Here is a 20,702-nt window from a genome sequence, read left to right as displayed (position 1 = left end):
GCACCCCCAGCACCCCCAGCCCCGACAGGAGCACCCGATGCCGCACCGACCGAGCCTGCAGCGCCAGAAGACATCTCCGCTCGCCCGCAGGCGGGCGGTCGCGGCGGGAGCGGCCGTGCTCGTGCTCGCCGCCGGATGTTCGACCGGCGGTGCCGCCGCGGCCGCCCCGGCCCCGCCGGAGGTCGTGTCGCAGGCGGTGCTGGAGCCCGGGCAGGACAACCCCATGATCGCCCAGGGTGTGGCGCTCGGCGCGGGTGCCGCCCTCTACAAGACCAGCGGGCTGGGGCCGACGCAGCTCAACGCCGCCGTCGCGGACGGGACCCCGGAGTCGTTCATCGACACCGACCAGTTCACCGGCGGCAGGCTTCCCGCCGGGGTCACGATCACCGAGGCGCAGGGCATGAACGTGCTGCGCAACATCCGGGAGAACCTGGAGGCGCAGGGGCTGACGCTCGAGAACGTGACGACGATGCGCGTCTTCCTCGACAACGCCCCCGGCTCCGACCGCGCCGACTACGCCGGCTGGAACCGCGCCTACCGGCAGTTCTTCGCCAACACCAACCTCGCCAGCGGCGACACGGAGCTCGTCCCGCTGGGCACCGCGGCCCCCGCCGCGCCGCTCGTGCGCAACCCCGCCCGGCCGAGCCGCTTCGCGCTCGAGGTGCAGAGCCTGCCCGTGGCGGGCTGGCTGGTGGAGGTGGAGGTGGACGCCGTGTTCCCCGCGGGCACCGGCCCCCGCTGAGGGCCGGGGCCGCCGGGGCGCCCCTGCAAGTGGCTCACAGGAAGTTGTTGGGCCAGATCATCGTGCGCCACATGTGCGCCACCGGCGACCCGTCGAACCCGAGCCCTTCCGCGGGCTGGCGGAAGTTGCGCCCGACGATGTCCTCGAACTCCTCGAACCGGACCTCCGCGGCCGGGTCGAACGAGTAGACGTCGTTGATCGTGACCAGCCGGGACGTCATGTACCAGCGGTGCTTGCGCGCTGCCTCGTGCTCGCGGTGGATGTACTCGGGCGGGTCGTAGTCCTCGCCGAAGTACCTGATGTACGCCTCCGGGTAGGAGTAGCCGACCGACTCGTCGGCGAAGTACCGCAGGGCCTCGTGCTTCTCGACGGCCCAGGCCACCTCCTCGTCGACGTAGGGCGCCAGCAGCTGGGCGCCCCAGTACCCGTGGTCGCTGGAGATCAGTCCGGCCACGGCGATGTCGTGGAGCAGGCAGGCCATGACGACGTTCTCGTCCAGGCCGCGGTCCTTGGCGATCTTCGCGCTCTGCAGCATGTGCGAGGTGGAGAAGGCGTCGAACCGCAGGCGGAAGAAGTCGCCGAGCGTCGGGCGCTCGGGCATCTTCGGCAGCGCGGGGTTGTCCCCCATCATGAAGACGGTGTTCGGCTGGTCGAGCTCGGCCTTCAGTGCCGCCTTGGCGCCGTGCGCGGGGGTGCCGATCGTCGCGGTCGAGGGGGGAGCGATCACCCGCCTGCGGCCCCGCACCGCGTCGTCCAGCGGCTCGCGCACCCAGGCCATGGAGCCGATGTAGCGCACGGTGCTCGGGAGTTCCTCTGCCGGGACCTCGGTGGAGGGGACGGGCTCGCCGAGCGTTTCATCGACGGACATGCAAGCTCCTCGGGGTGGTGGGGTGTGCGGTGGTGTCCCGACGTGACCGGCCCGTCATCCGGGAGGGCACTGGTCGAGCGCGGTGCCGTCCCGCAACCACCGCCGGAGCCGGTCCTTCTCGACCTTGCCCATGGTGTTGCGCGGCAGCGCAGGCAGGATCTCGAGGCGGCTGGGCCGGTACCACTCGGTCATCTGCAGGGTCGCGAGATGGTGGCGCAGGTCGGCCAGGGTGACCGGCGCGTCGGGCACGACCACTGCGCATGCCAGCTCTCCGCCGTGCGGATCGGGATAACCCACCAGGGCCACCTCTCGTACTGCCGGATGACGACGCAGCGCCTGCTCCACGTCGAGCACCGGAATCATGGCCAGTCCGCCGATGCGGTCGCCCGTCCGGCCGACCAGCCGGATGCCGTCGCGGCCGTCCGGGACAACGATGTCCCCCGTGTCGTACCACCCGTGGTCGTGCTCGGCCAGCACGACGGTCGCTCCCGTGTCGCGGTTCACGGTGGCGAGGCAGACGCTGGCGCCCCGCACGTAGAGCCGGGCCGGCCGTTCCGGGGTGATCTCCCCGTCACCGCGCAGGTCGATCTCCAGGTCGGCGCGCGGGCAGCCGTCGCTGCGGGTCGGCCAGTCGACCGGGTCGGTGATCCGGGTCCGGGTGCCGCCGATGACCTCGGACATTCCCCACGCCGTCTGCGGGACCACGCGGAACCACTCGCCGACCTCGGTGATCACCTCGGGCGGGACGGGGACGGCGCCGGTCACGATCCGGCGCACGGTCGGCAGCCGCTCGCACCGCTGCCGGGCCACTGACGTCAGTTCGGACAGGAACGCCGGGGTGGCGACGAGGGCCGTCGCGCCGCTGCTGACGAGCAGGCGCAGCGCCGTATCCGGCTCCCAGGTGTCCATGACCACGGAACGGGCGCCGGCGAGCAGGGGGAGGAGGACCCCGAACTTCACCCCCCACCCGTGCGTGAGGGGGTGCGGGGTGAACAGCCGGTCGTCCGGTCCGAGCTCGTCCTCGATCGCGATGGGCGAACAGCCGGCATGGAACGTGTTGAACGTGTGCAGCACGGCCTTCGGTGACCCGGTGGTGCCGGAGGTGAAGGTGACCAGGGAGACCTGGTCCGGGTCCTCGCCCGGGTCGTCGAGGCTGATGCCGTGCCACTGTTCCCACGGCACGTCCTCGAAGTGCCGGACGAAGTCCACCTCGCCGTCCTGCACGTGATCACCGAGCACCACCCGGTGCCGCAGGTGCGGCAGCCGCGGGGCGATCTCGGCCAATGCCGCGGAATGGTCGAATCCGAGCCAGCGGTCGACGGTCACACAGACCGCCGCCCCGAGCATCGCGAGCATGCGTTCCAGCTCGCGGGGACGAATGCTGGTGGTGATCGGAACCGTCACGGCACCGATCCGGGCACACGCCAGAATCAGAGTACTGACCTGCCACCAGTTGGGCAGCTGGATCGCGACCACGTCCCCGCGGCGCACGCCCAGCTCGTGCAGCGCGCCGGCGAACCGTTCGACGTAGGCGGCGTACTCACGGTAGGTGAGGTGCCGGACCCCGTGCTCGGCGCGGTGGGCGGTGATCGCCACGGCGTCCGGGGTCCTCCGGCGCCATCGCCGCAGGTCGGAAACAGGTGTCTGGTCGCGCCAGACTCCGCGTGAGCGGTAGATCCGGGCCCATCGCGGGGTCGGTCGCAGCCCCAGCGGCGCCGTGACCCCGCGCCGCACGACCTCTTCGGTCAGGTTGGCCATCGCATCTCCTCCCAGGACGGAGTCGCACCTTTCGAGGCACTTATGAATTACACGTGAAGGCCGGTGGTATGGATCAGATCATCGGGGGACTGTGATCTTTATCCCACCTGATCAGGCCTGCCCATTGCGATGAGCAGCGGGGAAGAGGAATGCCGTTCTCGTCCCATTCGGAACAGGTATTCGGTCGGACTGGGCAAGATGGCGCAACGTACCGATCAGCGCTGTTCCGTGTGTGGTGCGTAGGAAATCCGTCGATAGATTATGGCAACTATATTGACGGGGTGGGTCAGTCGATCCGCATCGACCAGCTATCGGGAGGGATCTGATGACGTCCTTCGACCTCGACCGGATCGACCACGTGCTCAGCACCACGAGGGCGGTGCGGAAGCGCCTGGACCTCGACCGGCCGGTGCCCGACGAGGTGGTGCTGCGGTTGATCGACCTGGCCGAGCAGGCGCCGTCCGGCTCCGACCAGGCCAGCCGGCGGTGGGTCGTCGTCCGCGATCCGGCCACCAAGGAACGCATCGCCGAGCTGTACCGGAAGGCCGGATCCAGCCTGTTCGCCGGGCTGCGGGCCGCGGCCGAGCAGGCGGACGGGCGACGGCAGCGGGTGGCCGGCTCGGCGACGTACCTCGCCGACAACCTGGAGCGGGTGCCGACCCTGGTCATCGTCACTATCTACGGCACGCACGACGGCAGCGGCAGGCCCGGCCTGTTCGACTCGGTGATCCAGTCGGCCTGGAGCTTCTGCCTCGCGGCGCGGGCTCGCGGTATCGGGACCTCGTGGACGACGCTGCACCTGCACCGCGCGCAGGAGGTGGCCGAGCTGCTGGGCATCCCGGACGGCGTCACGCAGATCGTGTTGTTCCCGGTGGCCTACACGACCGGCGGCGACTTCCAGCCGGCCCCCCGACGTCCGGCGAGTGAGATCGCGTTCTTCGACCAGTGGGGGTTCACCACCAGCACGGTGCCCGAGGAGCAGCGGACCCATCCCGGCGAGGGCCGGGGGGTGAGCCTCGACGTGGACGTGCAGGCGCCGGCCGAGCGCGTGTGGGAGTTGGTCAGCGACATCACGCTGCCGTCGCGGTTCAGTTCCGAGGCCACCGGCGCCACCTGGGACGGGAACGAGCAACCCGGGTCCGGTGCGGTGTTCCGCGGCTCGAACGCCTGCGAGGACGCCGGGCATCCGGCGATCAACCGGCTGGCGGAGGGCACGCTGTCCTGGACCACGTCCTGCCGGGTCGAGCGGTGGGAGCCGCCGCACGAGTTCACCTACGTCGTCGGCGACAGCGACAGCCCGTCGGCCCGCTGGACGTTCCGCCTGCATCCGCTGCTCGGCGGCCGGACCCGGGTCACCCACGCGATGCAGGTCGGACCCGGGGTCACCGGCACGGCGGCCGTCGTCCAGAAGCATCCCGAGCAGGCCGAGGAGATCTGGACCGGGCGGTTCCGTGTCATCCGGGCGAACATCGCCGCCACCCTCGCCGGCGTCAGGACGCTCGCCGAGAGCTGAGTGCGTCCTGGACGCATGGCCGCCGCGCGGCGTGGCGTCAGGCGGGTTGGGAGACCTCCGGCGTCGCGGCCAGGAACACCAGGTCATCTTGCGGGACCTCCGCGCCGGTCTCGTCGACGAGGGCGACCCGCAGGGGTCGTCCCGTGGTACGGGAGCGGCGGAGGGAGGACGGTCCGGCGGGCCGGGGCCGCTCCTCGTCCCCCCACTGCTGCAGGGCCGCCAGGATGAGGCGCAGCCGCATGGCGGACGGGGTGAGGTGATAGCCGACGCGGGAGCGGCTGCCGGGTTCCTGGTACCCGCGTGTCTCGAGGAGGCCGGCGTCGACGAGCGTCCTCAGCCGGGTGCTGAGGAGGTTCGGGGCGATCCCGAGGCTGCGCCGGAAGTCGGCGAACCGGTGCAGGCCGCGGAACGCGTCGCGCAGGATGAGCAGCGTCCATCGCTCACCGAGGATCTGCAGGCTCCGCTCGATCGAGCACGTCGGCTCGTTCCCGTCCACGTCCATGCCGTGAAGACTAGGACGATCCGCTCGATCGGCGGCAGCTGGCTTTAGGCCCGCAATGCAGGAGCGCGCCCCGGCCTGCCACCTCACCCCGGGCGCTACACCACCTGCCACACGAGAACGGCCATGGCGAAGCCGACCACGGACAGGATCGTCTCCAGGACCGTCCAGGTCTTGAGCGTGTCCTTGACCGACATGTTGAAGTACTTGGCGACGATCCAGAAGCCACCGTCGTTGACGTGGCTCGCGATGATCGACCCGGCCGACACCGAGATGACGATCAGCGCGATCTGGGCGTGCGAGTAGCCGCCCGCCGTCACGATGGGTTCGATGATGCCCGCGGTGGTGACGATGGCGACGGTGGCCGAGCCCTGGGCCAGCCGCAGGGCCGAGCTGATCAGGTAGGCCGAGACGATCACCGGCAGCCCGCCTGCCGTCATCGAGCCGGCCAGTGCCTCACCGACGCCGGTGGCCCGCAGCACCGCACCGAAGAACGATCCGGCGCCCACGACGAGCAGGATCATCCCGATCGGCTTGAGCGACTCGCCGGTGAGGCGGCCGAGCTCGGTGACCCCGATGCCGCGCCGCACGCCGAGCAGGTACATGGCCACGAGCACCGCGACGGTCAGCGCGATCGTCGGCGTCCCGAGGAAGACGAGCACCGACTGCGCGGGGCCCCCGTGGAGCGCGACGGTGCCCACGGTGGCCCCGAGGATCAGCACCATCGGCAGCAGGATGACCGAGCTGATCAGCGCCACCGACGGCGGCCGGGTGCGCACCGCGGTGGCGACGCCCCCCGCCGGAGCGTCGTCGGGGCCGTCCTTCTCGGGGTTGCCGGGCCCGGCGCTGTCGGGCTCGGTGGGGACGAACTCGTCGGGCACGTCCACGAGCACCCGCCTGCCGATGTAGGAGCCCCACCATACGCCGCTGACCAGCCAGGCCGGGATGCCGCAGACGAGACCCATGATGATGAGCCAGCCCAGGTCGACCCCCAGCAGGCCGGCGGCGGCGACGGGCCCCGGGTGCGGCGGCAGGAACGCGTGCGTCATCGACAGGCCGGCGAGCATCGGCATCGCGTACAGCACCAGCGACCGGCCGCCGCGCTTGGCCGCCACGTAGACCAGCGGCGCCAGCACGAAGATGCCGATGTCGAAGAACACCGGGATGCCCAGGATCACGCCGGTGAGGCCCATGGCCAGGGGAGCGCCCTTCGGGCCGAACAGCTTCAGCAGCCGGGTGGTCAGCACGTCGGCCCCGCCCGAGCGCTCCATGATCGCGCCGAGCACCGTCCCCAGACCGATGATCGGGGCGATGTGGCCGAGGATCGAGCCGAACCCCGTCTCGAGCAGCGAGTCGGAGGACTTGATCGGGGTGCCCACCAGCTTGGCGATCGGCACGCCCGCGGCCAGCGCGACGAGCACCCCCACCACGATCAGGGCGATGAAGGGTTCGAGCTTGACCTTGATGATCAGCAGCAGCAGGACGGCGACGCTCAGGACGGCGAGCGTGAGCAGACCGGCCGTGTCGTGCTGCAGCCAGTGCACGAAGGCATTCATCAGCGGCTCCGAGGGGGAGGGGAGGGGAGGAGGGGGTCCGGACGGTCAGGTCACGTCGCCGCCGGGGCGGCGGCGCAGCGCCCGGCCCGCCATGGCGTCGGTGCGTGCGCCATCGGCCACGGCGGCCTCACCGTTGACGAAGACGTAGGGGATGCCGGCTGCCTGCTGCTTGGGGTGTTCGAAGGTGGTGGTGGCGGCGACCGTCGCGGGGTCGAACAGCACGAGGTCGGCGGCGTACCCGGGGCGGACCAGACCCCGGTCGCGCAGCCGCAGCCGGGCCGCCGCGCGGCCGGTGAGGTGCCCGACGCACTCCTCGAGCGTGAACAGGCCCAGGTCGCGCGCGTAGTGGCCGAGGTAGCGGGGGAACGTGCCCCAGGCCCGGGGGTGAGGCTTCGCGCCGACCAGGATGCCGTCGCTCCCCGCGGTGTGGCGGGGGTGGCGCATGATCGCCCGGACGTTCTCCTCGTGGCCGACGTGCTGCAGGATCCCGGTGCCCAGGTCGTCGCGGAGCAGGATGTCGACGAACACGTCGAACGGGGCACGCCGCTGCGCACGGGCGAGCTGCGCGATCGTCCGGCCGACGGTGTCGTCGAGCTCGGGGCGGGTCACCCCACTGATCTCGATGGTGTCCCACTCGGCGACCACGCCGTGGCAGCCGTCGGAGCCGTGCACCTCCAGGTCCTCGCGGATCCGGGCCAGGTCGTCGGGGTTGCGCAGCCGGGCCAGCGTGGCGTCCTGGCCGCCGGCCGACGACCAGCTGGGCAGCACCGCCGACAGCGTGGTGGCCCCGGGCAGGTAGGGGTAGGTGTCCAGGCTGATGTCGGTGCCGGCGTCGACGGCCCGGTCGAGCAGGGCGAGCAGCTCGCCCGCGCGGCCCTTGTTCGGGCCGAAGTTCATCGTGGCGTGCGACAGGTGCAGGGCACACCCCGACCGCGTGCTGAGGTCGATCATCTCCGCGTAGGCCTCGAGGGCTCCCTTGCCGTAGGAGCGGTGGTGCGGGGCGAAGAAGCCACCGAGCTCGGCGACCGTCCGGCACAGCGCGAGCAGCTCGGCCGAGTCGGCGTACATGCCGGGGGTGTAGGTCAGCCCGGCGGAGAGCCCCACGGCGCCCTCGGTCATGCCGGTGCGGACGATCCGCTGCATGGCCGTGATGTCGGCCGCGGTGGCCGGGACGTCGTCCCAGCCCAGGACGAGGGCCCGGACCACCCCGTGCGGCACCAGGTACGCGGCGTTGCCCGCGATGCCCTCGTCGAGCCGGTCGAGGTACTCCCCGACGCTGCGCCACGAGAAGTCGAAGCCGGCGGGGTCGCCGTTCCAGCCGGCGATCTTCTTCCGGAGCATGGCCAGCGCGGCGTCGTCGACCGGCGCGTAGGACAGCCCGTCCTGGCCGAGCAGCTCGGTGGTGACGCCCTGGGTGATCTTGGGCAGGTGCTCCGGTGCCGTCAGGATCTGTAGGTCGGAGTGGGCGTGCATGTCGATGAAGCCGGGCGCGAGCACCAGCCCGTCGGCATCGATGACCCGGTCGGCGCCGGGCGGCGTGCCCCCGTCGCGGGAGATCTCGGCGATCCGGGCGCCGTCGAGGAGCACGTGCGCGCCGTAGCGGGGCTGCTCGGTCCCGTCGACGACGGTCGCGGACCGGATGAGGGTGCGCACGCGGGTTCCCCTGCTCAGAAGTAGGTCCGGAGGAGATCGACCACGACCGGGTCGGTCTCGGCGTCGTCGGCGATCACGGGGATCCACTGCCACTTGTCGAACGCGGTGCACGGGTGCGAGAGGCCCAGGCGCACGACCTGCCCCACCCGCAGCGTCGAGGCCGGGTCGATGCGGAGGAAGCAGTGCTGGTCGTTCACGGCGGTGATCTCCGCGCCGGACAGCCGCGTGACCGGGCCGCCCAGCCGGTCGGCCACCAGCTGCGGCTCCGGCAGCCCCTCGTCGAACGGGACGTCACGCTTCCCGGCGTCGAGCAGGGCCAGCGCCGGCTCGGGGCGGGAGACGACCCGCGCCCAGGCGTGCATGGCCGAGCGCAGCGGCTCGCCGTGGTCCCGGGAGAACGGCGAGATGCCCCGGTAGAAGCCGTCGTCGTGGATCACGTAGGCGCCCGGGCGCAGCAGCACGCGGGTGGGCACGCCCGCCGCGCCCGCGGGATCGGCCAGCGGCCCGAGCACGCCGGCCACGTTGTCGAAGTAGGCGCTGCCACCCGCGGTGACGACCACCTCGGACGCTCCGGAGTAGGCCCCGGCCCCGACCAGTGCCCGGTGCAGCGCCGCGAGGTCGCCCAGGTAGCCGCGGACGGCGTGGAGCGCGCCGGGGGAGGCGTCGTGGGCGAGCGCGCCCTCGTAGCCGCTGACCCCGCCCAGGACGAGGTGCGGGCTCGCGGCCACGGCCGCGGCCACCGCCTGCGCGGTCGGCAGGTCGCGGGCACCCGTCCGGCCACCCGGTGCGCCCAGCTCCACCAGCACGGTGAGCGGGCGGCGTGGACCGACGCCGGCGAGCACGGTGGTCATCGCCTCGACGGCGTCGACCGAGTCGACCCAGCTGAGCACCTGCAGCCCCGCGTCGGCGTCCAGAGCGGCGCTGACCCGGGTCAGCCCGACCGGGTCGACCAGCGCGTTCGCGAGCTGGATGCGGCGCACGCCCGACGCCACCGCCACCCGCAGCTGGCTCGGCGTCGCCACCGTGATGCCCCAGGCTCCGGCCCGGAGCTGGCGCTGCCAGATGGCGGGCGCCATCGTCGTCTTGCCGTGCGGCGCCAGGTCCACCCCGCGCGCGGCGCACCACCGGGCCATCCGGGTCACGTTGGCGTCGATCACCGACGACGTCAGTACCAGGAGCGGGGTGCTGAAGGCCGAGAGCCGCGGGCGGCAGGCGAGGAACTCGGCGACCGTCGCCCCGTCCGCGGCAACGGGCAGCGACTTGTCCAGCGCGTCCGGTCGGCGGGCGTCGACGATCGTGGCCACGGTGAGTCCCTTCACGCTGCGTGGTTGCGTCAGGCGCAACGTCCGGTGCAGGGTGTGATCCACGGGTTGTAGCATTGCTAACCGAACGCGTCAAATGATCACATGCCCGTCACCGGGCGGATCTCCCGCGACTGCGGCTGGCAGCAGGCAACCGACACCCGGTCCCCGACCGAGACGAAAGGCCAGGCATGACCGGCAAGACCATCGTGAGCACGACGGACGCACCCGCCCCGGCGCACACCTACAGCCAGGGGGTGCGCAAGGGCGGCATCCTCCAGGTCTCCGGGCAGACCCCGATGGACCCGGCGACCCGCGAGTACGTCGGGGTGGGGGACGTCAGGGCACAGACCCGGCGCACGCTCGAGAACGTCCGCGCGATCCTGGAGGCCGGCGGCGCGGGCGTCGAGGACGTCGTGATGTTCCGGGTCTACCTCACCAGCCGCGGCGACTTCGCCGCGATGAACGAGGTGTACGCGCAGTTCCTGGCCGAGCACGTGCCGAGCGGCGAGCTGCCCGGCCGCACCACGCTGATCGTCGGCCTGCCCCACGAGGCCATGCTGGTCGAGATCGACGCGCTCGCCGTGGTGGGCTGAGACGCCCGCGCGGATCAGGCGAACGCGGGCACGGGCGACGGGGAGCTCCGCCCCGGGGTGGGCGGCTCCTCCTCGTCGGGCCGGCGGCCGGGGCCGTGCCCCACGGGGTGGGCGAGCAGCCAGTCCCACACCTCGACCGGCCCGTCGGCCACGTGCGCGGCGCCGCAGTGGCAGGTGCCCTGCAGCTGGTCGCTCCCCGGCAGCCACACCACCCGCAGCACCCCGGGCCCGGTGAGCATGCGGACGGGCTCGATGTCCATGCCCGGGCTCACCTCGCCGCCGCCGTGGCCGGCTCCTGCAGCATCGCCGTGAGCATCCGCCGGGCGGCGAGGCCGCCGGTGTCGATGTTGATGGACAGCTCCTGGTAGCCCGCCGGTTCGGTGGCGATCACCTGCTCCAGCACGTCGAGCGCGGCGACGTCCTGCAGCACGACGGTGCGGTTCTGCTCGGCGATGAAGTCCGAGACCGAGGTGTCGTCGAGCGCGAAGTCACGGGCGACCGCCCAGAAGTCGTGGGTGCGGTTCTCGGTCTCCGGTGTGATCGCGTAGACGACCTCGACGTGGAAGGCGTCGGGGTCGGTGCCGTCCGGGTTCGGCAGGGAGCCCACCGGCGCGATCCGGCTGTGCAGCTTGTACAGGCACGGCGGCGCGTACTCGATGTCCTGCCAGCGCGCGATCCGGCCGGTCAGGCCGGTCGAGTTCGCGTAGAAGGGCGGGCACTCGGCGTCGTCCATGTGGCGGCTCACGTAGACGATGCCGGCGGCGTCGTCGACCTCGGTGGTGATCGGCGTGCCGGCCACCTCGGGCGTGCCGATGTAGCCGCCGTGCAGGTAGGTCTCGTGCGAGAGGTCCATGAGGTTGTCCACCAGCAGGCCGAAGCGGGCCGCGAGCGGCTCCATGCCCGAGACCGTCGCGTAGTCGGGGGAGTCGAGCCACGGCGCGCGCGGGATGCGCGTGGCGTCGGCCCGCGCCGGGTCACCGATCCACACCCAGACGAAGGAGTCCTGCTCGACGACGGGGTAGCTGCGCAGCCGGGCGGTGCGCGGCACCCGGGTCTGGCCGGGCACCGCGACGCACGCGCCGTCGGCCCCGTAGGTGAAGCCGTGGTAGCCGCAGACCACCGCGTCGCCGACGAGCCGGCTCGGCGCCTGGGACAGGGGGAAGCGGCGGTGGACGCACCGGTCCGACATCGCCGTGACCTCGCCGGCCTCCGTGCGCCAGAACAGGATGGACTCCCCGCAGACGGTGCGGGAGAACAGGTCGTGCCCGATCTCGCGGCCGTAGGCCGCGACGTACCACTGGTCGCGCGGGATCGTTGTCATACCTATGCATGCTCCGGCGGGGAGGCCGGCGACCGAACCCCCTTGCCACATGGCGGAAAGGTAATCCGGGGTTGCCGAGCGGATCAACCGGTTGGTGCAGTCCGCCCCGGCGGCGGCGTGGCGTAGACGTTCGCGACGATCGCCGGAAATGCCTTTTCAGCATGCGGAAGTGTGATAGCGCACTGATCGTCCCCGGAGCAGGGTGCTGCCAACCGTCGCCGCGGCCGGGCGACGGGGGCCCCCGGCGTTCCACAGAGGAGTGCAGATGTCTTCGTCCACCGAGTACCCGCCGGATGCACCGGCCCCGGCGGCGACGCCGGCCGAGGTGCGCAGGGTGGCGGTGGCCAGCCTCGTCGGCACGTCCATCGAGTGGTACGACTTCTTCATCTACGGCCTCGCCGCCGTGATCGTGTTCCGCGGCCAGTTCTTCCCGGGCGCCTCTCCGCTGGCCGGCACCCTGGCCGCTCTCGGCACGTTCGCCGTCGGGTTCCTGGCGCGCCCCATCGGCGGGGTGGTCTTCGGCCACCTCGGCGACCGGATCGGGCGGAAGCGGACCCTCGTCACCACGCTCGTGTCGATGGGCGTCGCGACCGCGCTCATCGGGGTGCTGCCCAACTTCGCCCAGATCGGGGTGGCCGCCCCGATCCTGCTCGTGCTGCTGCGGGTGGTGCAGGGCCTCGCCGTCGGCGGTGAGTGGGGTGGGGCCGTGCTGATCTCGGTGGAGCACGCCCCGGAGAACCGGCGCGGCCTCTACGGCAGCTTCCCCCAGCTCGGCGTGCCGATCGGGCTCATCACCTCGAACCTCGTGTTCCTGGTGCTGGCCGCCACATTGAGCGACGAGCAGTTCACGTCGTGGGGCTGGCGCATCCCGTTCCTCGTCAGCGCCGCGCTGGTGGCCGTGGGGCTCTACGTCCGGCTCAAGGTCACCGAGAGCCCCGAGTTCGTGGCCGCTGCCGCCGCCGCGAAGGCCGCCCCGTCGATGCGGCTGCCGATCATCACGGTCGCGCGCGACCACTGGCCGCAGGTGCTCTGCGGCATCGGGATCTTCGCCGGCATCACCACGATGGGCTACATGGCGGCGACGTTCGCCATCCAGTACGGCACCGCCACCCTGGGGCTCCCCAACACCTTCATGATCTCCGCCGTGCTCGTGGCCGCGCTGCTGGAGATCCCGCTGTCGCTGTACTTCTCCTCGCTGTCGGACCGCATCGGCCGGCACCGGATGATCCTGTTCGGTGCCGTCTCCACCGGGCTCGTCGCGATCGTCTTCCTCCCGCTGCTGGCCACCGCGGTCCCGGTGGTCGTCTTCATCGCCGTGGTGCTCGGGCGCACGGGCGCCGCGCCGATGTACGGGCCGTCGGCCGCGGTGGCCGCCGAGGCGTTCCCGGTGGAGGTCCGCTACAGCGGCGCCTCGATCGGCTACCAGCTCGGCTCGGTGCTCGGCGGCGCACTGGCGCCGATCATCGCCACCCTGCTGCTGGCCTCAGCCGCCGGTGTCTGGGGCGTGTCGGTCTACCTCACGTTCATGGTGGTCCTCGCCGGGATCGGCACGGTCGTGGCCGGCCGGCTGCAGGCGAGGACGGCAGCCGTGCCGGCGGCGTGAGAGCCGGGGACGGAATGCGCGTCGCACCCCCCGCAGACCCACCGGTGACCGAAGCCGCGGCGAAGCGCCCCCGGCCCTCGCGGCCGGCTGCCGGCAAGTTCGCGGAGCGTCGCAAGGAACTGGCCCAGGCGGCGATCCAGACGCTGTCCGAGCTCGGCTACGCCCGCACGAGCCTGCGGGAGATCGCGCAGAACTCCGCGTTCTCCCACGGTGTCCTGCACTACTACTTCACCGACAAGGTCGACCTGATCACGTGCTGCGTCCGGGAGTACAAGGCGCAGTGCGTGCTCCGCTACGACCGGCTCGTGGTGGAGGCCGACTCACCCGAGGGGCTCGCCGTCCGGTTCGCTGACGGCCTCGTCGAGTCGGTGCGCGAGGAGAGCAAGCTGCACCGCCTCTGGTACGACCTGCGGGCGCAGGCACTGTTCGAGGAGTCCTTCCGCGCCGACGTCCTCGAGATCGACGCCAGCATCGAGCGGATGATCTGGCGGGTCGTCAGCCGGCATGCCGAGCTGCTGGGCGTGCGGCCGGGGCTCACGTCGTCGTCGGTCTACACGATGTTCGACGGCGCCTTCCAGATGGCGCTGCTGCGGCATCTGTCGGGCCGGCCGGACGCGCTGACCGACCTGCACGCATCCGCCCTGCTGATGCTCCGCCACGCCACCTGCTCCGCGCCGCCGCCCACCGGGCCCGTCAGCTGATCGTCGCGAGCGCCCGGGGGGCCACCTCGACGCAGACGGGGGTGCCGGGGTCGAGTGCGATGACCTCGCCGTCGAGCTGCATCGGGGTGGGCTTGAGCGTGGTGAAGCCGTAGCGCGTGGCGGTGGGCTGCGGCCCCAGGCCGCGTGTCGCCGCCCTGATGGCGACACCGAGGATCCGCCACTTCGCCGTGTGCGGCACCGTGATCACCTCGAACCGGCCGTCGTCGGGCCGTCCGCCGTCGCTGAGGGTGGCGAACTTGGCCATCTCGGAGATGTTGGCGAAGAGCAGGCTGTCGACGCTGCGGCGGCTCCCGTCCTCCAGCTCGATCGTGAAGGGACGGAAGCGGGCGAAGGTCCGCACCACCGACACGATCTCCCGGAAGGAGCCCTTGCCGCCCTTCTCCAGGTCGACCGCGACGACCGGCGTCAGCCCGAGCCCGATGTAGGAGTGGGCGTAGTGCGTGCGCGCATCGGGGCCGGTGCCGATGGTCATGCGGAGCAGGTCGATGCGGTACACCTCGCCGGCGACCACGGCGTCGGCGAGCGGCCGCTCCCGGATGGTCCGCCGGTGGTCGTTGGCGTTGCCCGCCGCCATCACCGCGCAGACGACGTCGGGGTTGCCGGCCTTCATGACGCCGTCGACGACCTCGTTGTACCCGCCGTCCCCGCTGACGGAGACGATCAGCGGGCGGCCACCCGCCGCTGCCGCCTCGCGGGCCAGGTCGCGACCGTGCCCGGCGTGCTGGGTGGGGCTCATCGTCACCGGCAGGTCCGGCGACCGGTCCGCCAGCTCGGCGCGCAGCTCCTCGGCGAGCTCGGGAGCACGCCCCGTGCTGTTCGGGTTGAAGATCACGACCATCCGGTCGAACCCCTCGGTGCCGGTCATCGCAGCCGCCGCCAGACCGTGCGCAGCAGTCCGACCGCACCGGCCGTGACGAGGAGCGGGATGGGCAGGCAGCAGCCGCAGCCCCCGACCGAGACCTCCGACCCGCGGCGGGTCCTGGTCGAGTAGTAGGGCACGGGGCCCCAGAAGCCGAACCGGCCGCGCCTGCGCCTGCCGGGCACCGCGGGGTCCCCCTGGACGTACGGCCGGGGCACCACGCGGCCATCGGGCGCCCGGTCGCGGGAGGAGCGCCGGGCGAAAGGACCGAATCGATTCACACGGGCGTTGTACCCGGAGTTGGGCCAATCCATCCGGGCAGGGGTGTCTCCCTGCGCGGCGTCATGGGCACATATCGCGGCATCAAGCCGCACTGGAACAGCAATATGGGACCACAACGCTGTCACCGTGGCCGCCCGCAGCAGGAAACGGGCGACTCGCGCACGCGAAACGGGCGACTCGCGTCAGGCGTCGGCGGGTGGGTTCAGCTTGCCGATCCGGATGGCGTTACCGAACGGGTCGCGGATCCCGAAGTCCGTGCCGTAGGGCTTCTCGGAGGGCTCGTCGGTGATCTCGACGCCGCGGGCCTTGAGCGTCTCGAAGGACTTCTGCGGGTCGTCGGTGCTGATGCACAGCCAGCCGCCCATCGCGCCCTTCGTGACCAGCTCGCGCACCTGCGCCGCGGTGGCCTCGTCCATCGCGGGCGGACCGGGCTTCTCCAGCAGGATCTGCCGCTCGGGGTCGCCGGGGACGTGGACGGTCAGCCAGCGCATGAAGCCCAGGTCCTGGTCGGCGTGGAGCTCGAGCCCGAGCTTGTTGACGTAGAAGTCGAGCGCCTCGTCCTGGTCGAGCACGACGATCGAGGACTGCGTGATGTTCTTCAGCATGCGGAGAAACCTAGGGGGCCGGCCGCGCGTGCTGCTTATCCGAAACTGCTCCGGTCCTCAGCGCGGGCCGGCGGGGCGCAGCCACGCCCTCGCGAAGCAGGTCGGCACCGCGTCGGCCGGGTGGTCGCCGCCGCGCTTGCGGTAGGCCGAGGGCGACTCGCCGACGATGGCGCGGAACGTCCGGCTGAACGTGCCCAGGCTCGTGAAGCCGACGTCCACACAGATCTCGGTGACGCTGCGCCCGCTCGTCCGCAGCAGGAACATCGCCCGCTCCACGCGGCGCCGCTGCAGGTAGCGGTGCGGCGTCTCGCCGAACGTGGCCCGGAACGTCCGGCTGAAGTGGGCGGGGGAGACGAACGCGATCCGGGCGAGGGCCGGCACGTCGAGCGGTTCGGCGTAGGTGCGGTCCATCGCGTCCCGCGCGCGGAGCATGCGGCGGTTGCTGTCCTCGACCGCGCTGCGGGCGCCGGGCCGTGGCCCGCCGTCGGAGCGCGTCACGGGGGCAGGTTAGCCGCCGCCTTTCACGAGAGGCGGTCCAGCGGCAGCTCACGCTCCTGACCGGGTGCGAGCTCGACGGCCTGACCGTGCACGAGGAGGTGGACGGGGGTGGTGCCACCCGGCCGGGCGCTGAGCCGGATCCGGTCCTCGGCCAGGTCGACGTCCACGCGCTGGCCGCGGTAGTGGACGCTGAACCGCAGCTCCTTCACCTCCGGCGGCAGTGCGGGCTCGAAGCGGAGCACCGAGCCGAGTGCGCGCATGCCGGTGAGGCACCGCAGCACGATGTCGACCGTCCCGGCCATCGCCCCGAGGTGGATGCCCTCGGCCGTCGTGCCGCCCTGGACGTCACTGACGTCGCTCTCCAGCGCCTGCTGCAGGAACCGCCAGGCCTCCTCGGGGTGATAGCGGGCCATCACCCAGGCGCTCACCACGCCACTGAGCGTGGAGCCGTGTGAGGTCCGGTCGAGGTGGTACTCGACGGTCCGGGCCAGCTGTTCCGCGCTCACCTCGTAGCCGAGGTTGTGCAGCAGCCCGCGCAGCTCGTCGCGGGAGAGCAGGAACAGCAGCATGAGGACGTCGGCCTGCTTGGCGAGCTTGTACCGGTTGGTGCTGTCGCCCTCGGCCTCCAGCAGCCGGTCCAGCCGCTGGATGTTGCCGTAGCGCTCCCGGTAGCCCACCCAGTCGAACTCGGGCAGGTCCTCGTAGCCCTCGAACTGGGTGAGCACGCCGTCGGCGTGGAAGACGACCTTCATCTTCCTGGTGATGTCCCGCCACCGGTCCGGCTCGTCGTCGCGGATGCCGAGCTCCGCGACGAGCTCCTCGCGGTAGTGCGGCGGCAGGACGTCGAGCGTCTCCAGAGCCCGCTGGAGCACCCACACCGCCATGACGTTGGTGTAGGTGTTGTTGCGCAGCCCCGGCTCGTCGGAGTCCGGGTAGCCCTCGTGGTACTCGTCCGGCCCCACCACGCCGTGGATCTCGTACCGATCCTCGCCGGCGTCGTAGGTGGTGGCGCTGGCCCAGAACCGGGCGATCTCGATCAGCAGCTCGGCACCGGTGAAGCGCAGGAACCCGGTGCTCCCGGTGACCATGTAGTGCTGCCAGACGTTGTAGGCGATGGCGATGTTGACGTGGCGCTGGTTGTGCGAGTGGTCCGGCAGCCAGCGGCCCGACTTCGGGTTGAGGTGGACCTCCTGGGTCTCCTCGCGACCGGTGGCCCCGCTCTGCCACGGGAACATGGCGCCCTCGTACCCCGCGGCGCGGGCCGCGGCCCGGGCCGTGTCGAGCCGCTCGTAGCGGTACTGCAGCAGCGCGGCGGCCAGGCTCGGGCGTTCGAAGTTGAAGAACGGGAAGATGAACATCTCGTCCCAGAAGACGTGGCCCCGGTAGGCCTCCCCGTGCCAGCCGCGGGCCGGTACGCCGACGTCCAGGTGCTGCGTGTGCGGCGAGATGGTCTGCAGCAGATGGAAGATGTGCAGGTGCAGGACCGTCTCGGTCCACTCGTTGGCGCTGTCGAGCTGGATGTCGAAGCGGTTCCAGAGGCTGTTCCACGCGCCCTCGTGCCGTGCCAGCAGCGCGGCGAAGTCCTCCGCCGTCGCCGCGGCCAGCCGGGCGTCGTCGCGGCTCTCGGAGATCCCGCGGTCCCGCGAGGTGTACAGCGCGACGATCTTCTCCACGGTCGCCGGGCGCCCCTCCTCGAGGTCGATGCCCAGTCCGTGGGCGACGTACCCGGGCTCCTCGACCAGCCGCCGGTCGACGTCGAGCCGCTCCCCGTCGCGCAGCACCCGCGTCCGGGCGGCCACCGCGACGCGCACGTGCGACTGCAGCGTCTCGACCTGCAGGTCGACGGTCTCCCGGTCGACCTCACCGTGTCCCAGCACCTGCAGGTGCCGCCCGTTCAGGTCGCGGTAGCGCTTCACGCCCGAGTTGACGACCCGGCCGTCCAGCCCGGAGGAGACCTCGAGCCGGCCCGACCAGTTCTCCGCGGTGAACGTGGTCTCCAGCCCGCCGAAGTGCTCGTCCTTCATGCTCACGAACCGGCGCTGGGTCATGCTGGTCCGGCGTCCCTCGGCGTCCTGCCAGGTCATGTCCCGCGTCAGCACGCCCCGGCGGATGTCGAGCTCGAAGCGGTGCTCGGCGACGTCGGCGCGGCGGGCGTCGAACCACTCCCCGCCCTCGATCCGGAACCGCAGCGGCAGCCAGTTCGGGACGTTGACCAGATCCTCGTTCTCGACCATTCGCCCGGCGACCTCGGTCTCGGCCCGGTCGTAGAGGCCCGCGACGTACGTGCCGGGGTAGTGCACGTCGTCGGCGACCGACTCGGGCAGGGCGCCGCGCGTGACCAGGTAGCCGTTGCCCAGCGCGAGCAGCGCCTCCCGCAGGCCCTGCCGGGCGGGGTCGAAGCTGTCGTACCGCAGGCACCACACGCTCGACGGCTGCTGCGTGCGCCGCTGCCGGATCTCTGCGGCCGCGCGCCGCTCCTCGAGGTACCCGTGGCGCAGGGCCCGCCTCGAGACGTCGTCCAGCGTAGTCACGACGAGGTCGGCGCCCGCCTCCAGCAGCATGTCGCGGTCGTCCAGCCGGGCCACCCCGAGCGCGGCCATGCCCGCCGCCTTGGCGGCCTGGATGCCGCTGGTCGCGTCCTCGGTGACGACGCAGTCGGCCGGGTGGACACCGAGCTCCTCCGCGGCGGTGAGGAAGATCGTCGGGTCCGGCTTCCCCTTCGCGAAGTCCCGCCCGGAGATGTCGGCGTCGAAGAGCTGGGACAGTGTCATGCCCGGGTGGATGAAGTCGTGGTCGATCCGCTGCTCGGCGGCGAACAGGTCGAGGCGGATCCGGTCGAGGAACAGCTTGGCGTTCTTCGACGACGACGCGGCCGCCACCGGGACGCCCATGGCCTTCACGTCGAGGATGAACCGCAGCGCGTCCGGGAACGCCATGAAACGGCCCTGGTCGATCAGGATGAGCACGTGCTCCTGCTTCGCATCCGCGTACTGCTGGATCCGCGCGTCGATGTCGGGCACCCCGAAGTGCTCCATCGCCGCCCGGGCGCCCGCCATGCGCGGCATCCCGGCCATCACCTGCTGGTAGACCGCGGGGGTGAAGCGTTCCGGGGTCCAGCTCGTCCGGTCCCGGATGTCGCTCCACGCGCCCTCCATCAGTGCCGCGAAGGCCTCCCGCCAGGCCAGCTCGTGCGGGGAGTCGACGAGCACGCCGTCGACGTCGAAGATCGCGCCGCGGAAGCCCCCGGCCCCGTTCATCCGGTTCATCGCTGTCTCCCTTGCTCGAGCTCGGGACCGGGTGGGGCGATCCCTCGTGAGCCGCCGAGCGGCGCCGTGGCGGTCGTGGACGATCGCGCGGTGTCGGCGGCGGCGTCGACCTCGGTGCGCGTCGGCGGATCGGCACCCGGCCGGGAGCAGGTGATCGCCGCGACGAGGGCCGCCGCATCCACCACGCTGAGGAGGGTGGACTCGTCGACCGCCGCGAGGGCAGCGCGCCGCGAGCCGCCGATCAGATCGGCCCGGCGAAGGCCGTCGAGCAGGCCGGAGGTGAAGGAGTCACCCGCCCCGACCGTGTCCACCAGGTCGATCGGCTGGGCCGGTCGCCGCAGCTCCAGGTTCGCCGTGACGGCGTGGACGCCCCGGCCGCCACGGGTCACGACGACGAGCGCGGGCCCCCGTCCCAGCCACTCCCTGGCCACGTCCTCGTCCCGGCGGTCGGGGTAGAGCCACAGCAGGTCCTCGTCGCTGACCTTCACCACGTCGGACAGGCCGACCAGGCGCTCGATGCCGGGGCGCGCGTGGTGGGGTGAGCCGAGCAGGGCGGGCCGCACATTGGGGTCGTAGGAGATCGTCACCCGGCCCCGCCGCTGCTCCCGCTCCATGAGGTCCTCGACGTTCCTGCTGCCCGGTGTCAGTGCGGTCGCCAGCGAGCCGGTGTGCAGGCAGCGCGTCTCGATCGGGAGGGGCTCGAGCGCGTCGATGTCCCACTCGATGCGGAAGTCGTAGGTCGCGATCCCCGCGGCGAGGGTGGCGATCGCGAGACTGGTGGAGGTGGACCGGTCGGTGCCGCTCTCGACATGGACACCGCCGGCCCGCAGATGCGCGGCGACCATCTCACCCAGCGCGTCGCGGCCCAGCCGCGTCATGAGCGTCACCTCGTCCCCCAGGCGGGCCAGCCCGAGTGCCACGTTGGCCGGGCTCCCGCCGGGATGCGCGACGAGGGTGCGGCTGCCACGCTGCCCGACCAGGTCCACGAGCGCTTCCCCGACGACGACGAACATCCGCGCCACTCCTCTCGACGAGAACCGTGTACCGGTGTGCCTGCCGG

The 20,702-nt window shown here is 71.9% G+C and carries 19 protein-coding genes; 5 read left to right on the top strand and 14 right to left on the bottom strand.

Translation table 11 applies throughout. From position 1 onward, the window contains the following. A partial coding sequence (locus tag HF577_RS13670; protein WP_211174229.1) for a Rid family hydrolase occupies positions 1-742 on the top strand: 742 nt, incomplete at its 5' end. Positions 743-776: 34 nt separating this feature from the next. Here the strand turns inward: HF577_RS13670 and HF577_RS13665 are convergent. Together HF577_RS13665 and HF577_RS13660 are read right to left on the bottom strand one after the other, a co-directional pair. Continuing rightward, entirely contained in the window at positions 777-1,610 is an 834-nt protein-coding gene (locus HF577_RS13665; protein WP_211174228.1) for an HD domain-containing protein, read from the bottom strand. 54 nt (positions 1,611-1,664) lie between these two features. Next, positions 1,665-3,368, bottom strand: coding sequence for an AMP-binding protein (locus HF577_RS13660; protein ID WP_169396201.1), 1,704 nt, complete (start codon positions 3,366-3,368; stop codon positions 1,665-1,667). A gap of 325 nt (positions 3,369-3,693) precedes the next feature. Between HF577_RS13660 and HF577_RS13655 the strand changes: the two genes are divergently transcribed. Beyond that, the gene (locus HF577_RS13655) at positions 3,694-4,881 is read left to right on the top strand and encodes a nitroreductase family protein (protein ID WP_169396200.1); all 1,188 of its coding nucleotides are present in this window, start codon (positions 3,694-3,696) and stop codon (positions 4,879-4,881) included. 37 nt (positions 4,882-4,918) lie between these two features. On the opposite strand, the gene HF577_RS13650 is transcribed toward HF577_RS13655, so the two are convergent. The 4 genes from HF577_RS13650 to HF577_RS13635 all read right to left on the bottom strand — a co-directional run bounded on the left by HF577_RS13650 (position 4,919) and on the right by HF577_RS13635 (position 9,956). Beyond that, the gene (locus HF577_RS13650) at positions 4,919-5,383 is read right to left on the bottom strand and encodes a winged helix-turn-helix transcriptional regulator (RefSeq protein ID WP_169396199.1); all 465 of its coding nucleotides are present in this window, start codon (positions 5,381-5,383) and stop codon (positions 4,919-4,921) included. Between the two features lie 95 nt (positions 5,384-5,478). Next, positions 5,479-6,936: a GntP family permease gene (locus tag HF577_RS13645; RefSeq protein ID WP_169396198.1), complete on the bottom strand. Its 1,458-nt coding sequence runs from the start codon at positions 6,934-6,936 to the stop codon at positions 5,479-5,481. A gap of 45 nt (positions 6,937-6,981) precedes the next feature. Beyond that, a complete protein-coding gene (locus HF577_RS13640; RefSeq protein ID WP_169396197.1) occupies positions 6,982-8,589 on the bottom strand; it encodes an N-acyl-D-amino-acid deacylase family protein in 1,608 nt (535 codons plus the stop codon). A 14-nt stretch (positions 8,590-8,603) separates the two neighbouring features. After that, the gene (locus HF577_RS13635; RefSeq protein WP_312859121.1) at positions 8,604-9,956 is read right to left on the bottom strand and encodes a type III PLP-dependent enzyme domain-containing protein; all 1,353 of its coding nucleotides are present in this window, start codon (positions 9,954-9,956) and stop codon (positions 8,604-8,606) included. A gap of 125 nt (positions 9,957-10,081) precedes the next feature. On the opposite strand from HF577_RS13635, the gene HF577_RS13630 reads away from it, so the two are divergent. Beyond that, on the top strand, positions 10,082-10,486 hold the full coding sequence (locus tag HF577_RS13630) for a RidA family protein (RefSeq protein ID WP_169396195.1): 405 nt from the start codon (positions 10,082-10,084) through the stop codon (positions 10,484-10,486). A 14-nt stretch (positions 10,487-10,500) separates the two neighbouring features. Here the strand turns inward: HF577_RS13630 and HF577_RS13625 are convergent, their stop codons facing one another. Both HF577_RS13625 and HF577_RS13620 read right to left on the bottom strand, forming a co-directional pair. Continuing rightward, positions 10,501-10,746: a hypothetical protein gene (locus tag HF577_RS13625; RefSeq protein ID WP_169396163.1), complete on the bottom strand. Its 246-nt coding sequence runs from the start codon at positions 10,744-10,746 to the stop codon at positions 10,501-10,503. An 8-nt stretch (positions 10,747-10,754) separates the two neighbouring features. Beyond that, the gene (locus HF577_RS13620) at positions 10,755-11,807 is read right to left on the bottom strand and encodes an aromatic ring-hydroxylating dioxygenase subunit alpha (RefSeq protein ID WP_169396194.1); all 1,053 of its coding nucleotides are present in this window, start codon (positions 11,805-11,807) and stop codon (positions 10,755-10,757) included. A gap of 265 nt (positions 11,808-12,072) precedes the next feature. Here HF577_RS13620 and HF577_RS13615 point away from each other — a divergent pair, with 265 nt between their 5' ends. Next, positions 12,073-13,410: an MFS transporter gene (locus HF577_RS13615; RefSeq protein WP_169396193.1), complete on the top strand. Its 1,338-nt coding sequence runs from the start codon at positions 12,073-12,075 to the stop codon at positions 13,408-13,410. Between the two features lie 44 nt (positions 13,411-13,454). Beyond that, positions 13,455-14,111, top strand: a complete 657-nt coding sequence (locus tag HF577_RS13610) for a TetR/AcrR family transcriptional regulator (RefSeq protein WP_312859120.1) — start codon at positions 13,455-13,457, stop codon at positions 14,109-14,111. On the opposite strand, the gene HF577_RS13605 is transcribed toward HF577_RS13610, so the two are convergent. The 6 genes from HF577_RS13605 to HF577_RS13580 all read right to left on the bottom strand — a co-directional run bounded on the left by HF577_RS13605 (position 14,104) and on the right by HF577_RS13580 (position 20,655). Beyond that, the gene (locus HF577_RS13605; RefSeq protein WP_169396191.1) at positions 14,104-14,997 is read right to left on the bottom strand and encodes a diacylglycerol/lipid kinase family protein; all 894 of its coding nucleotides are present in this window, start codon (positions 14,995-14,997) and stop codon (positions 14,104-14,106) included. The genes HF577_RS13610 and HF577_RS13605 overlap by 8 nt on opposite strands. Continuing rightward, complete coding sequence (locus HF577_RS13600; protein WP_169396190.1) at positions 14,994-15,272, bottom strand: hypothetical protein; 279 nt, start codon at positions 15,270-15,272, stop codon at positions 14,994-14,996. Before HF577_RS13600 ends, HF577_RS13605 begins: the two co-directional genes overlap by 4 nt. A gap of 183 nt (positions 15,273-15,455) precedes the next feature. Next, positions 15,456-15,878, bottom strand: a complete 423-nt coding sequence (locus tag HF577_RS13595) for a VOC family protein (protein WP_169396189.1) — start codon at positions 15,876-15,878, stop codon at positions 15,456-15,458. A gap of 57 nt (positions 15,879-15,935) precedes the next feature. Continuing rightward, positions 15,936-16,310, bottom strand: coding sequence for a helix-turn-helix domain-containing protein (locus HF577_RS13590; RefSeq protein ID WP_169396205.1), 375 nt, complete (start codon positions 16,308-16,310; stop codon positions 15,936-15,938). 89 nt (positions 16,311-16,399) lie between these two features. After that, positions 16,400-19,642: an HAD-IA family hydrolase gene (locus HF577_RS13585; RefSeq protein ID WP_169396188.1), complete on the bottom strand. Its 3,243-nt coding sequence runs from the start codon at positions 19,640-19,642 to the stop codon at positions 16,400-16,402. Beyond that, positions 19,639-20,655: a carbohydrate kinase family protein gene (locus HF577_RS13580; protein ID WP_169396187.1), complete on the bottom strand. Its 1,017-nt coding sequence runs from the start codon at positions 20,653-20,655 to the stop codon at positions 19,639-19,641. The genes HF577_RS13585 and HF577_RS13580 overlap by 4 nt, the downstream gene beginning before the upstream one ends. Positions 20,656-20,702 lie beyond the last annotated feature (47 nt).

It is taken from the genome of Pseudonocardia xinjiangensis (genome assembly GCF_012911925.1).
GTDB lineage: Bacteria > Actinomycetota > Actinomycetes > Mycobacteriales > Pseudonocardiaceae > Pseudonocardia > Pseudonocardia xinjiangensis.
The sequence above is the reverse complement of the archived record's forward strand: the minus strand, read 5'-3'. Positions and strand labels throughout refer to the sequence as shown.

Bases quoted from the DNA above. Each gene is read 5' to 3' on its own strand.
- HF577_RS13665 (WP_211174228.1), bottom strand. From the start codon at position 1,610: ATGTCCGTCGATGAAACGCTCGGCGAGCCCGTCCCCTCCACCGAGGTC.
- HF577_RS13660 (WP_169396201.1), bottom strand. From the start codon at position 3,368: ATGGCCAACCTGACCGAAGAGGTCGTGCGGCGCGGGGTCACGGCGCCG.
- HF577_RS13655 (WP_169396200.1), top strand. From the start codon at position 3,694: ATGACGTCCTTCGACCTCGACCGGATCGACCACGTGCTCAGCACCACG.
- HF577_RS13650 (WP_169396199.1), bottom strand. From the start codon at position 5,383: ATGGACGTGGACGGGAACGAGCCGACGTGCTCGATCGAGCGGAGCCTG.
- HF577_RS13645 (WP_169396198.1), bottom strand. From the start codon at position 6,936: ATGAATGCCTTCGTGCACTGGCTGCAGCACGACACGGCCGGTCTGCTC.
- HF577_RS13630 (WP_169396195.1), top strand. From the start codon at position 10,082: ATGACCGGCAAGACCATCGTGAGCACGACGGACGCACCCGCCCCGGCG.
- HF577_RS13625 (WP_169396163.1), bottom strand. From the start codon at position 10,746: ATGGACATCGAGCCCGTCCGCATGCTCACCGGGCCCGGGGTGCTGCGG.
- HF577_RS13620 (WP_169396194.1), bottom strand. From the start codon at position 11,807: ATGACAACGATCCCGCGCGACCAGTGGTACGTCGCGGCCTACGGCCGC.
- HF577_RS13615 (WP_169396193.1), top strand. From the start codon at position 12,073: ATGTCTTCGTCCACCGAGTACCCGCCGGATGCACCGGCCCCGGCGGCG.
- HF577_RS13605 (WP_169396191.1), bottom strand. From the start codon at position 14,997: ATGACCGGCACCGAGGGGTTCGACCGGATGGTCGTGATCTTCAACCCG.
- HF577_RS13595 (WP_169396189.1), bottom strand. From the start codon at position 15,878: ATGCTGAAGAACATCACGCAGTCCTCGATCGTCGTGCTCGACCAGGAC.
- HF577_RS13590 (WP_169396205.1), bottom strand. From the start codon at position 16,310: ATGCTCCGCGCGCGGGACGCGATGGACCGCACCTACGCCGAACCGCTC.
- HF577_RS13585 (WP_169396188.1), bottom strand. From the start codon at position 19,642: ATGAACCGGATGAACGGGGCCGGGGGCTTCCGCGGCGCGATCTTCGAC.
- HF577_RS13580 (WP_169396187.1), bottom strand. From the start codon at position 20,655: ATGTTCGTCGTCGTCGGGGAAGCGCTCGTGGACCTGGTCGGGCAGCGT.